This is a genomic window from Propionivibrio limicola (assembly GCF_009469695.1).
GTDB lineage: Bacteria > Pseudomonadota > Gammaproteobacteria > Burkholderiales > Rhodocyclaceae > Propionivibrio > Propionivibrio limicola.
In genome coordinates, this window is the sequence record NZ_SSSR01000001.1 from 1 (window position 1) to 12,673 (window position 12,673).

The following is a 12,673-nucleotide window of genomic DNA, read 5'->3' on the forward strand; positions in this document are numbered from 1 at the left end:
GCCGAACATCCGGTCAATCGTGTCGACGAACTCCTGCCTTGGGCCGTGGCAACGCAGATCGCCTCGCCTGACAACGCTTCAGCCTGATTCCGGTTTCAATTTCAAGACGGCGTTGGCAGAACGCTTACGATTGTATTGCGCCCGTTATGGGCGATTCGTTTACTTCCCGCTCTTCGATGTCACCTTCTTTACGGAGAAAACGCGGACCGTGGAGAGACAATTGTGCAGATAGTCAGCGTGCCCTTGGAGTAGCAAAGTAAGGATGAACCAGCAGGAATCCGCGCCAACACGCGGGAGTAGGCGTAAAAAAACCGCCTGTAGAGGCGGTTTTCTTTGAATCCTGGCGGAGAGAGCGGGATTCGAACCCGCGGTAGGGTATTACCCTACACACGCTTTCCAGGCGTGCGACTTAAACCACTCATCCATCTCTCCAGCAAAGGACGCGAATTCTAACAGAAGAAGAACGATTCATCAAAGCAATCGGCAAAAAATTGGAGTAACAGCGCCTTCGACTTCAATTGCAACGACGCCTTACACCTTTGAGACTTCTTTACTGGTGTCGGCAACCAATGCCATCGCGACATCAACAGCCGCCAGATAGCGCGGATCGCGCTTCAAATCAGGCAACGTGGTTTGCGGCAGAAGGCGAGCGATCCGCGCCGAGCGAAGGGGATCGAATTCTGGCTCCCAGCGTGCCAACACATCGCCGACGGCATCCGGCGCATTGCAGACAAGCAGCATGTCACAGCCGGCATTCCATGCCGCAGTGGCGCGGGCCACAATGTCGCCAACGACACTGGCCCCTTCCATCGAGAGGTCATCGCTGAAGATGACGCCATCAAATCCGATTTCCTCACGCAATTTATTGATCCACACCGGCGAAAAACCGGCCGGCCGCGAGTCCACTTGCGGATAGATGACATGGGCTGGCATCACGGCATCAAGCTTGACTCGGCGATAGGGTTCAATGTCGGTGGCGATCCCGGCCAAATTACGCTCGTCGACCGGAATGGCGACGTGCGAATCTGCTTCTGCCCAGCCATGGCCGGGGAAATGTTTGCCGCAGGCCCCCATGCCTGCGCCACGAAGCCCTTCGATAAGGGCTCCGGCCAATCGGGCGACGACAAGCGGATCACGGTGGAAGGAACGATCACCGATGACACTGCTGCGCCCCCAATCCAGGTCGAGTACCGGAGTAAAGGAGAAATCGACACCGTGCTGCCGCAATTCGGCGGCCAGTACGTAGCCGATATCATACGCCGCCGCCAGCGCTTCGTCAGCGTTGCGCTCCCACAATTCGCCCAAACGGCGCATCGGCGGCAGTCGTGTAAATCCTTCACGGCAACGTTGTACCCTGCCCCCTTCGTGATCGATGGCAATCGGCAAAGCCGGAGTCCGTAGCGCGTGCACCTCGGCGGTCAACTTCGCCAACTGTTCCGGAGACTGGTAGTTGCGTGCAAACAGGATGAGTCCACCGACTAGGGGATGCGAGAGGCGTTCACGGTCAAGATCGGTCAATTCAAGCCCGGCGATGTCGATCATCAGCGGACCATGAGGAAGTTTCAGCGGTTTGATCATGTACGCTCCATGACAACAAAAGCGATGGCGAATTCCTGTTCGTCGCTTATCGAGAGATGGGCCACCAGCCCCCGCTCGCCGAGATATTCGGCAAGTTCATGGGCATAGGCGAAAATGGGTTTGCCGAGCGCATCATGCGTCACGGCAACGTTAGCGAGTGTCGCTGGCGGCGACACGCCGATCCCGAGCGCCTTGCCAAACGCCTCCTTGGCGGCAAAACGCTTGGCGAGAAAACGGGCCGGATTTTTCGCCTTGGCGAAATCATCTCGCTCGGACGGCGCGAGCAGCTTCTCCGCCGCCCGACCGCCATGACGCGCATAGAGCTTCTCAAGGCGTGCCACGGCGGCAATGTCGGTACCGACACCAACGATCATCGGCCAAACACCTGCGCTTCACGCATCAGCTGTTTCATTTCGCGCACCGCTTCGCGCAGGCCGACAAAAACGGCGCGGCTGACGATGGCGTGGCCGATATGCAGTTCGCGAATACCGGGCAAACGGGCAATCGGCTGTACATTGAAGTAATTCAGGGCATGGCCGGCATTGAAGCGCATGCCGAAGCCGCGAATGGCTTCGCCAGCGACGCGAATCTTTTCCAGTTCGGCCAGCACCGCCGGGCTCTCGGCGTCGCGCCCCTTGTCGTGGAAGGCGTGTGCGTACGGGCCGGTATGGATCTCGCAAACACGGGCACCGATGCGCGCCGCCGCTTCAATCTGGTCGAGCTCGGCATCGATGAAGACGCTGCTGACGATACCTGCATCGGTGAGCCGTTCGACGACCTGCTTCAGGCGTGTTTCCTGCGCGACGACGTCAAGCCCGCCTTCTGTCGTGATTTCGTGGCGCCCCTCCGGCACCAGCATCGCCATTTCCGGCTTGAGTCGACAGGCGATATCGACCATCTCGTCGGTCGCCGCCATTTCCAGATTCAGCTTGATGTGAGTCAGCGTGCGCAGCTTTTCGACGTCGGTATCCTGAATGTGCCGGCGATCTTCGCGCAGATGGACCGTAATACCGTCGGCGCCACCGAGGTGCGCCTCGACAGCCGCCCATGCCGGCTCCGGTTCATAGGTTCGACGCGCCTGACGAATCGTCGCCACGTGGTCGATATTGACGCCCAGTTCGATCATAGTTCCTGTAACTCCATAAAAATCTTGCGTGTCTCCAGGCTCTTGCCCCCCGTGTAATGCGCCACCAGAGTGCGCATCAACTGTTTAGCCTCCAGCAACGAGCGCGGATCGGAAAAGTCGTCGTTCGCCATGTCGAGCAGCGTCTTGCCGCCGACCGAAAGCGCCGAGGCGCCGGCCTGGTCGAGACGAATGGGGCCACGTTCGATCTCGTAGGCATAGAAAGCGGATGGATCGACCGGCTGCCCGGCCACATCCGTATCGAGCGTCAGCCCGTAACCCAATTCCTGCAGCAAGGCACGTTCGAAGCAGCGCAAGTCCGATTCTCTCAGGGACTCGCCAAGACGGCGTAGTGTAGCCGCGTACACATTGAATAACCGCTCATGCGCATCCTCGCGCGGTAGCAGGTTCATGAGAAGTTCGTTGAGATAGTAGCCGTAAAACAGCGCCCTGCCGGAAAGCAGCGGCTGCCCCCCCTGCCACTCGGCTTTCATCAGCGTCTGCACTTCCCCCTTACCAGCCCAACCGAGTTCGAGCGGCTGAAAGGCAAGCAGCAGGCCGCGCAAGGCGGAGCGCGGACGACGCGCGCCACGCGCCAGGAGGGCGACTCGTCCAAAGTCGCGCGAAAAAACCTCGACAATCAGGCTTGTTTCACGGAAGGGATAGCTGTGCAGCACAAATGCGGGCTGGCCGTCGACTTTGTGCCGATGCATCACGTCGCCTCCCCGTTCCGGGATTATTCGTAACCGAGACTCTTGAGCAAGCGTTCGTCGTCCGCCCAGCCGGATTTCACCTTGACGAACACTTCGAGGAACACCTTGCCATCGAACAGGCGCTCCATGTCCTGGCGCGCTTCCGTGGCGATTCGCTTCAAGGTCTCGCCGCCCTTGCCAATGATGATGCCCTTATGCGCCTGTCGATCAACGACAATGGTCGCACTGATGCGGCGCATCGCGCCGTCGATCTCGAACTTGTCAATTTCTACGGTAGACGAATACGGCAGTTCATCACCGACCAGGCGGAAAAGCTTTTCCCGAATGTATTCGGCGGCCAGAAAGCGCTCGCTCCGATCGGTGATTTCGTCCTCAGCGAACAGGAGTTCGTCGTTCGGCAGGTGCTTGCGTGCTTCGTCCAACAACTCGTCGATCTGGCTACCCTTCGCCGCGCTGACCGGAACGATCGCGGCAAACGGGTATTGCTCCGACAAACTGGCCAGCAATGGCAGCAACGTGGTTTTATCCTTGACCTGATCGATCTTATTGACGGCCAGAATGATCGGACGGTCCGGCGGTAGCAGCTTGATAACGGCCTTGTCCTTGGCATCGAAATGATCGGCGTCCACGACAAAGATGACGACATCGACATCGGCCAGCGCCTGCGTTACACCACGGTTCATCGTCCGGTTGAGGGCATTGGTGTGCTTTGTCTGAAACCCGGGAGTATCAACGAATACGAATTGGGCATCGGGCCGGGTCAAAATACCCATGATGCGGTGACGTGTCGTTTGCGCCTTGCGCGAGACGATGCTGATCTTCTCGCCGATCAAGCGATTGAGAAGCGTCGACTTACCGACATTGGGACGGCCGACGATGGCGATGAAGCCGGATTTGAGTTCGCTCATGATTGCTTCAATTCTTTCAATGCTTGTTCGGCCGCCATTTGTTCAGCCACCCGCCGGCTACTGCCGTGGCCTTGGGTACGCAAACGGGGCCGTTCGATTTCACAGGCGACCTTGAACATTTGGGCATGTGCTTCGCCCTCGGTCGCCGACAGGTTGTATTTGGGCAAAGGCAGACGCTTACCCTGCAGGTATTCCTGCAGACGCGTTTTCGCGTCCTTGATTGGCTTGCCGGGAACAATAGCGTCGAGCATCCCGCAATAGAGCCGGGCAATGACTCCACTGGCCGCATCGAAACCTCCATCAAGCCACACAGCGCCGAAGATTGCTTCCAGGGCGTCAGCAAGAATCGATGGGCGCTGGGCGCCACCACTTTTTAGTTCACCCTCACCCAGCCGGATATAGTTGCCCAAGGACAAGGAAATAGCGAGTTGATGAAGACTGTCCTGCCGGACAAGATTGGCCCGGAGCCGGGAAAGATCCCCCTCGGGAAGCTCAGGAAAACGTACGTACAGCAGCTGAGCAACAACGGCGTCAAGAATGGAATCGCCCAGAAACTCCAGTCGCTCGTTGTGGGGCGAGCTATGGCTGCGGTGCGTCAGTGCGTTCTGAAGCAGAAGGCTGTCGGAAAACTGGTATCCGATTGCCTGTTCGAGTCGCTTGATCATTCGCCCGACGAGTTTCCGGCTGATGAACCCTCGAATTCGATCAACAGGCTGACGTTGTGAAAAAGGTGAATCTGCTTGTCGTATGAAAAATCAATCATCACAGCGTTGCCCTGCTTTGAAATCTGGAGGTCGGCGGGTGTAATTTCCGATACATGCTCGACCTCCATGTATTTCCCGAACGCTGTCCTGATTTCCGGAACCGTTTTCCCGCCAGCGTCATTGGCGACTGCCTTCGTGGCTTTGAGAATCTTGAAATACGTAATGTATTCGGGCGTAACCTTCATCCCGAGAATTGCCACCAAAGAAATAATGACGCCCCAGAACAACAGCCCCGAAAGGCTAAGACCGCGCTGTTTTCTCATTACGGACTCCTAGTTGAATGAACCGATGCGTTTCAGGTCGCTAAAGTTAAGCCAGATGAAAAAGGCCTTGCCGACGATGTTTTCGTCCGGAACGAAGCCCCAGTAACGACTATCGCGGCTATTGTCCCGATTGTCACCCATCATGAAGTAGTGCCCTTCGGGCACCGTGCAAACCACCCCTGAATTGTTATAGAGGCAATTTTCACGAAAAGGAAATTGTGCCGCATCCGGAATAAAACTCGGAGCATCCTCGTCGTTGATCGTCCGGTACTCAACATCCCCGGCTTTTTCGACGAATTGCTTTGAATAGTAGAGCCGTTCCGTGTGCAGATAATCTTCAACCTTTCGTGTCTCGACTGGTTTCCCGTTAACCGTCAGCTTCTTGTTCTGGTACGCCACACGATCCCCAGGCACCCCCACGACGCGCTTGATGTAATCGACCGATGGATCCTCCGGGTAGCGAAACACCATGACATCGCCCCTTTGCGGCTGACTGATGTCGATGATTTTTTTATTAATGACCGGCAAACGAATCCCATACGTATATTTATTGACAAGAATGAAATCGCCAATCTGGAGCGTTGGAATCATCGAGCCCGAGGGAATCTTGAAGGGTTCCGCCACGAATGAACGCAGAACGAATACCAGCAGGATGACGGGGAAAAAGCTGGCGCCATACTCGACCCACCAAGGATCTTTTGCACCGGCAGGCCGACGCTTTCGGAGAAAAACAGCATCGACCATCCAGATCGCGCCGCTGACAAGAAGCAAGATGGCGAGTATCAACGGGAAATTCACAAAAAACTCCTTGTTCTTTACTTATCGACGCGCAACACAGCAAGGAAAGCTTCCTGCGGTATTTCCACCGACCCGACCTGCTTCATCCGCTTCTTGCCGGCCTTTTGTTTTTCGAGCAGCTTCTTTTTGCGGGTGATATCGCCGCCATAGCACTTGGCCAGCACGTCCTTGCGCATGGCCTTGACGTTCTCACGCGCGATGATGTTCGAACCGATGGCAGCCTGGATCGCCACATCGTACATCTGGCGCGGAATCAACTCCCGCATCTTCGAGGCCAATTCGCGCCCCCTGAAGACCGAATTGGCCCGGTGTACAATCATCGACAGAGCGTCGACTTTCTCGCCATTGATCAGGATATCGAGTTTCACCACGTCAGCCGGACGGAATTCCTTGAATTCATAATCCAGCGAGGCGTAACCGCGAGAGACGGACTTGAGTTTGTCGAAGAAGTCCATCACGACCTCGGCCATCGGCATCTCGTAAACCAGCTGAACCTGACGACCGTGGTAGGTCATGTCAATCTGGTTGCCGCGCTTCTGATTGCAAAGCGTGATCACATTACCGAGATACTCCTGCGGAACAAACACGGTGATCGTAATGATCGGCTCGCGGATTTCCTGTGTCTTTGTGACGTCCGGCAGCTTCGAAGGATTCTCGACCTGGATGACAGTGCCTTCGCGGGTCACAACCTCGTAAACCACGGTTGGAGCCGTCGTAATCAGATCCTGATCGAACTCTCTCTCAAGCCGTTCCTGCACGATCTCCATGTGCAGCAGGCCGAGGAAACCACAACGGAAGCCGAAACCGAGCGCCTGGGAAACCTCCGGCTCGAAATGCAGGGAGGCGTCATTCAGCTTGAGTTTCTCGAGAGAGTCCCGCAAAGCGTCATACTGGTTGGCTTCCACGGGATACAAGCCGGCGAACACCTGCGACTTGATTTCCTTGAAGCCGGGCAACGGATCTTTCGCAGGATTATCGGCAAGGGTCAACGTATCGCCGACCTTGGTCGCCTGGAGCTCTTTAATGCCCGAAATTACATAGCCGACCTCGCCCGCATTGAGTTCGCTGCGCTGCATCGCTTTGGGCGTAAAAACCCCGACCTGTTCGCAAAGATGGGTCGAGCCGGTTGCCATCAGACGAATCTTGTCCTTCGGACGTAAAACTCCATCAACTACGCGCACCAGCATGACCACACCAACATAGTTGTCAAACCAAGAGTCAATCAGCAGCGCTTTAAGCGGCGCTTCGGGATTCCCTTCAGGGGGAGGAATGCGCTCGATAATAGTTTCCAGAATATCTTCAACGCCCAAACCGGTCTTCGCCGACGCAAGGACTGCGTCTGTTGCATCAATGCCGATCACATCTTCAATTTCTTGACGCGCATTGTCGGGCATCGCCGACGGCAGATCGATCTTGTTTAAGACGGGCAAGACCTCGACCCCAAGATCAATCGCGGTATAACAGTTGGCAACTGTCTGCGCCTCAACCCCCTGTGACGCATCGACGACCAGCAACGCCCCCTCACAGGCCGAAAGGGAGCGCGAGACTTCATACGAAAAATCGACATGTCCGGGCGTGTCGATCAGATTGAGGTTATAGACCTGTCCATTGCGGGATTTATATTGAAGCGCAGCAGTCTGTGCTTTGATGGTGATACCGCGCTCGCGCTCGATATCCATCGAGTCAAGCACCTGCGCCTCCATCTCGCGGTCGGAAAGCCCGCCACAAAGATGAATGATGCGGTCGGCAAGTGTTGATTTGCCGTGGTCGATATGAGCAATGATTGAGAAATTACGGATGTGTTGCATTTGCATCGTTTGACTGTCACGGCAAAGGCCGCGCCTGAAAAAAAGGGTGCCGGCGGGCACCCTTGTCTGATTTGCCTGAGGGCCGAATTTTATCGGATTTTGTTCGGAGAATCACTTCGTCGTCTTAGCAACGCCGAACAATACAGCGTCTTCTTTCCTCATACGCTTAATCTTTGATAAACGGTTCAGAAGGGCATCTCACTCGGGAAAACCGAAAAAACAACCAGACGATAAAGAGTCCGGCAATACCTCCGACGATGGAACCGACCTCTCCTCCTGCCACCAACCCGAATACCGCTCCAAAAATCAATGCCATTAGCGGGAATCCGTATGAAAACAGAGCGCCCTTCCGGACAACACCCTCTTCAATCGAAATCACGACACACTGACCAATAGCGGCGCCTTTATCATTCCGCACACGGAACGTACGCGGAGCGGCATTAAACACCGACCCAACACTGACTCCACCACACCCGCCTGGTTCGTAGCACCGGCCACATCCTGCGTCGTCAATCCGGACGATCGCGTAACGCCCGTCATGCGCGACCACAACCCCTTGCACCTCAATCATCGGCACATCCGAAAATCAAAAGCAAAGAGAAAATGCCAGCGACGGAGTCACCACCGCCGATCTGGCGCCGTATCGAGCAGGGGCCGCAGCTTCTCGGCAACAGCTTCGCGCGCGCGAAATATCCGCGACCTGACCGTTCCAATCGGACAATTCATCTCCGCAGCGATCTCCTCATAGCTAAGCCCCTCAATTTCGCGAAGAATGATCGCGTTTCGCAGCTCTTCAGGCAATGCCTCCATCGCGGCGTTCACAGTTTCCCCAATCTGTTTCGATTGCAAGACGCGCTCAGGTGTATTGATGTCGCGCAGTTGATCGGCATCCTCAAAAGATTCCGCCTCATCGGCGTCGTAATCAGTCGTCGTGGGCGCCCTGCGGCCCTTCGCCACAAGGTAGTTCTTGGCCGTATTTATGCCAATCCTGTACAACCACGTGTAAAACGCACTATCCCCGCGAAATGATGGCAGAGCCCGATAAGCCTTAATGAACGCTTCCTGTGCCACATCTTCAACTTCTGCCTGATCGCGAATGAAACGCGACAAAAGCCGCCCCAGCTTGCGTTGATATTTTTCTACCAAACGCTCGAAGGCCTGCTTGTCCCCACTCTGTGCGCGTTGGACCAATTCAAGGTCTATCTCGCGATCGCTCATGCTATTACGATTCCTGTTCGTCCGTGTCGTAGCCTCGAAGTATAGCTTAACAACCCACCACCCAATGGCGGGTCGAAACGAAATGTAGAAACAGTTTGTCGGTTCCTGATTCCGGCAGACACCAAGTCCAAGCGATAGCCTAAGGATCAGCGTGCTATAGTTGATTTTTAATGTAGGTTAATCATTATCGGGGATAACGAAGTGGCGCTTCACTTTGACGTTTTGATTATTGGCAGCGGCCTAGCAGGCCAGTCGGCGGCGCTTCGCCTTGCACCAACATGTACAGTCGGCTTGATTAGCAAACGTACGCTGGAGGACAGCGCATCTGCTTGGGCGCAAGGGGGTATTGCCGCCGTTCTAGACAGCCAGGATTCAGTCGAGGCACATATTCAAGACACATTTACCGCCGGCGCTTATCTGAACGATCCAAAAGCAACCCGTTTTGTCATTGAAAATGGCAGGCGAGCGATTGAATGGCTCATCGACCAAGGCGTTCCCTTCACCCGCGACCAAGGCGACTACCACCTCACCCGGGAAGGCGGACACAGCGCGCGCCGGGTCATCCACGTTGCCGATGCAACTGGCCTTGCCGTCCAGGAAACACTTACCCGTTCTGTTCGCCAGCACCCGAACATCACAGTCCTGGAACATCACATCGCAATTGATCTGATTACCGGCGATAAGCTTGGACTACCCGAAAACCGCTGCTATGGGGCGTATGTCCTGGACAACATCAGCGGCGAAGTCAAAACAATCTCCGCATCCAATACGCTGATTGCCACTGGCGGCGCCGGCAAAGTTTACCTCTATACAACAAACCCGGACACATCAACCGGCGACGGGATTGCGATGGCTTGGCGAGCCGGTTGCCGGGTTGCCAACATGGAATTTATTCAGTTCCACCCAACGTGCCTTTACCACCCGCAGGCAAAATCGTTCCTGATTTCTGAAGCTGTTCGCGGCGAAGGCGGCATCCTTCGCTTGCCGGACGGAACGCGTTTCATGCCAGAGCACGACGCTCGAGCAGAACTTGCACCGCGCGATGTTGTGGCACGCGCCATCGACTTCGAGATGAAAAAACGGGGGTTAGACTGCGTCTATCTGGATATAACCCATAAACCGGCAGAATTCCTCAAAGAACACTTTCCCAACATTCTCGCACGCTGCTTGGAATTGGGCATCGATATTACAAAAGAACCAATCCCCGTTGTTCCTGCGGCACACTATACATGCGGCGGCATCGTCACAAACCTCAACGCTCGCACAGACCTTCCGGGCCTCTACGCGGCTGGCGAAGCCTCCTGCACAGGCCTTCACGGAGCCAACCGACTCGCTAGCAATTCTCTACTGGAGTGCATCGTTTATTCCGAGGCAGCCGTCAATGACATTTTGGCCCAGCCGAAAATCGAACCACCAAAACTACCCGAATGGGATGCAAGCCGCGTTACCGACCCGGATGAAGAAATAGTGATCTCCCACAATTGGGACGAACTGCGCCGATTCATGTGGGGATTCGTCGGAATTGTACGAACGACTAAACGCTTGCAGCGCGCCCGACATCGCATACACCTGCTAAGCAAAGAAATAAACGATTTCTATAAAAACTTTCGCGTCAGCAACGACCTGATTGAATTAAGAAACTTAGTCGTCACCGCGGATCTTATTGTTCGTTGCGCTCTTAAACGCCATGAGAGCCGCGGACTTCATTTCAGCCGCGATTACCCGGATACTCTGAGCAAAGCGAAAAACACCGTGCTTCGTCGATCAAAGCGGAGAACCACCAGAAAAATTCCAGCGTAACCAGACCTTCAAGAACCGGAATTGTTCCAGAGTCACCTGATCAGGAAGCAGAATCAGACTGCATTTCCGGCCATCTTCCTGATTGTGAAGATTTAACACAATCAGGAAGGGAAATACTGCGCTAGACTTCCTGACAGCCCAGTTTGTTTCGCGACCATTACCGTATGTGCAAAATAGGGCTGTAGAGTTTCTCTCAACCAGCAACCTGTTAGGTCTTGGCCTTCTCAATGACCAACAATAAGAGCCAACAACACCAAGAACAGAGGCCAGCTTTACGTACCAAAACCATGGAAGCACAAAAACACAAATAACAGCGAGGACATGCCCGAATCCAAGAAGGACAAAAAGAAAAACCGACCGGCGCAGTTCAACGTTAAACGGAAACTGCATCGGTCGGCTTTTTGCCTGCCGGCTTCTTAATCACACACGCTTAAAGACAAGCGTTGCATTCGTACCGCCGAAACCAAACGAGTTGGAAATCGCCACGTCAATTCTCATCTGGCGGGCTTCATTTGCGCAGTAATCAAGATCGCAAGACTCGTCCAGATTAAAGATATTGATCGTTGGTGGCGAAACCTGATTGTATATTGCCAACGTCGAAAACACGGCTTCCACACCGCCCGCCGCGCCAAGGAGATGGCCGGTCATCGATTTGGTAGAATTAACAACCAGCTTCTTAGCATGCTCGCCGAAGGCACGCTTAACCGCAACCGTTTCGGCCACGTCACCAAGTGGCGTAGACGTTCCGTGAGCATTCAAATATTGAACATCTTCCACATTCAGACCGGAGTTTCTGAGTGCATTTGTCATACACCGAGCAGCTCCCTCGCCGTCCTCACATGGCGCAGTCATGTGATTAGCATCAGCACTCATGCCGAATCCGGCCAATTCTGCATAAATCCGGGCACCACGCGCTTTCGCATGCTCATACTCTTCGAGAACCATCACGCCAGCCCCCTCACTGAGGACAAAGCCGTCGCGATCTTTATCCCAAGGACGACTAGCCGTTTGCGGATCGGCATTGCGAGTAGACAGAGCACGAGCCGCGCAAAATCCGCCCACACCTAACTGGGATACCGTACATTCCGCCCCGCCAGCAATCATGACATCCGCATCACCATATTCAATCAACCGGGCTGCATCACCGATGCTGTGCGTACCGGTGGAACATGCGCTCACAATAGCGATGTTCGGGCCTTTATACCCATACATAACAGAGAGATTACCTGAAATCATATTAATGATCGAACCCGGAACGAAAAACGGCGAAATCTTTCGCACACCGGAAGCGACGAAGTCGTCGCGCGTGGTCTCGATCATGGGCAAGCCGCCTATACCGGAACCGATCGAAACGCCAATTCTTTCAGCGTTCGCCGGATGCGCTTCAAGCCCGGCATCCTTGATCGCCTGAATTCCCGCCGCCAAACCGTAGTGAATAAATGTATCCATTCGGCGCGCATCTCGGGACGGCACATACTCGGTAATATCAAACCCTTTGACTTCTCCCGCAATCTGCACAGGGAATGAAGACGCATCAAAACGCGTGATCCGGTCAATTCCGGAACGACCGGCAACGATATTTTGCCAAGCTTGATCGATGGTATTTCCAACCGGGGACACAATCCCAAGGCCGGTGATAACAACTCTTCGACGAACCAATTTGTTCTCCGAGAAAAAACGGGGGGAACTTCAGCCTCAAA

The 12,673-nt window shown here is 54.9% G+C and carries 14 protein-coding genes and 1 tRNA gene; 1 reads left to right on the forward strand and 14 read right to left on the reverse strand.

Features of this window, described 5'->3' with window-relative positions; translation table 11 throughout:
- Positions 1–341: 341 nt before the first annotated feature.
- The 12 genes from GH659_RS00005 to rpoE form a co-directional block, all read right to left on the reverse strand.
- A tRNA-Ser gene (locus GH659_RS00005) sits at positions 342–432 on the reverse strand.
- 99 nt (positions 433–531) lie between these two features.
- Complete coding sequence (gene nagZ, locus GH659_RS00010; protein WP_211364046.1) at positions 532–1,578, reverse strand: beta-N-acetylhexosaminidase; 1,047 nt, start codon at positions 1,576–1,578, stop codon at positions 532–534.
- A complete protein-coding gene (gene acpS / locus GH659_RS00015; protein ID WP_153108672.1) occupies positions 1,575–1,952 on the reverse strand; it encodes a holo-ACP synthase in 378 nt (125 codons plus the stop codon). The genes nagZ and acpS overlap by 4 nt, the downstream gene beginning before the upstream one ends.
- The gene (locus GH659_RS00020; protein WP_153108673.1) at positions 1,949–2,704 is read right to left on the reverse strand and encodes a pyridoxine 5'-phosphate synthase; all 756 of its coding nucleotides are present in this window, start codon (positions 2,702–2,704) and stop codon (positions 1,949–1,951) included. The genes acpS and GH659_RS00020 overlap by 4 nt, the downstream gene beginning before the upstream one ends.
- Positions 2,701–3,414, reverse strand: coding sequence for a DNA repair protein RecO (recO, locus tag GH659_RS00025; RefSeq protein ID WP_153108674.1), 714 nt, complete (start codon positions 3,412–3,414; stop codon positions 2,701–2,703). The genes GH659_RS00020 and recO overlap by 4 nt, the downstream gene beginning before the upstream one ends.
- Before the next feature lie 23 nt (positions 3,415–3,437).
- Positions 3,438–4,322 (reverse strand): GTPase Era, encoded by an 885-nt coding sequence (gene era, locus GH659_RS00030; protein WP_153108675.1) that lies wholly within the window; start codon positions 4,320–4,322, stop codon positions 3,438–3,440.
- The gene (gene rnc, locus GH659_RS00035) at positions 4,319–4,987 is read right to left on the reverse strand and encodes a ribonuclease III (RefSeq protein WP_153108676.1); all 669 of its coding nucleotides are present in this window, start codon (positions 4,985–4,987) and stop codon (positions 4,319–4,321) included. Before rnc ends, era begins: the two co-directional genes overlap by 4 nt.
- A complete protein-coding gene (locus GH659_RS00040; protein WP_153108677.1) occupies positions 4,984–5,349 on the reverse strand; it encodes a DUF4845 domain-containing protein in 366 nt (121 codons plus the stop codon). Before GH659_RS00040 ends, rnc begins: the two co-directional genes overlap by 4 nt.
- Positions 5,350–5,358: 9 nt before the next feature.
- Positions 5,359–6,147 carry a signal peptidase I gene (lepB, locus tag GH659_RS00045; RefSeq protein WP_153108678.1) on the reverse strand — a complete coding sequence of 263 codons (789 nt, stop codon included), beginning with the start codon at positions 6,145–6,147 and terminating at the stop codon, positions 5,359–5,361.
- Positions 6,148–6,164: 17 nt separating this feature from the next.
- Positions 6,165–7,955, reverse strand: a complete 1,791-nt coding sequence (gene lepA / locus GH659_RS00050; RefSeq protein WP_153108679.1) for a translation elongation factor 4 — start codon at positions 7,953–7,955, stop codon at positions 6,165–6,167.
- Positions 7,956–8,121: 166 nt separating this feature from the next.
- Entirely contained in the window at positions 8,122–8,526 is a 405-nt protein-coding gene (locus GH659_RS00055) for a SoxR reducing system RseC family protein (protein WP_153108680.1), read from the reverse strand.
- A gap of 47 nt (positions 8,527–8,573) precedes the next feature.
- On the reverse strand, positions 8,574–9,173 hold the full coding sequence (rpoE, locus tag GH659_RS00060) for an RNA polymerase sigma factor RpoE (RefSeq protein ID WP_153108681.1): 600 nt from the start codon (positions 9,171–9,173) through the stop codon (positions 8,574–8,576).
- Between the two features lie 201 nt (positions 9,174–9,374).
- Here rpoE and nadB point away from each other — a divergent pair, with 201 nt between their 5' ends.
- Positions 9,375–10,973 carry an L-aspartate oxidase gene (gene nadB, locus GH659_RS00065; protein WP_153108682.1) on the forward strand — a complete coding sequence of 533 codons (1,599 nt, stop codon included), beginning with the start codon at positions 9,375–9,377 and terminating at the stop codon, positions 10,971–10,973.
- Here the strand turns inward: nadB and GH659_RS15125 are convergent.
- Together GH659_RS15125 and fabF are read right to left on the reverse strand one after the other, a co-directional pair.
- The gene (locus tag GH659_RS15125) at positions 10,938–11,363 is read right to left on the reverse strand and encodes a protein YgfX (RefSeq protein ID WP_425499966.1); all 426 of its coding nucleotides are present in this window, start codon (positions 11,361–11,363) and stop codon (positions 10,938–10,940) included. The genes nadB and GH659_RS15125 overlap by 36 nt on opposite strands.
- Before the next feature lie 30 nt (positions 11,364–11,393).
- Positions 11,394–12,632, reverse strand: a complete 1,239-nt coding sequence (fabF, locus tag GH659_RS00070) for a beta-ketoacyl-ACP synthase II (protein WP_153108683.1) — start codon at positions 12,630–12,632, stop codon at positions 11,394–11,396.
- Positions 12,633–12,673: the final 41 nt, after the last annotated feature.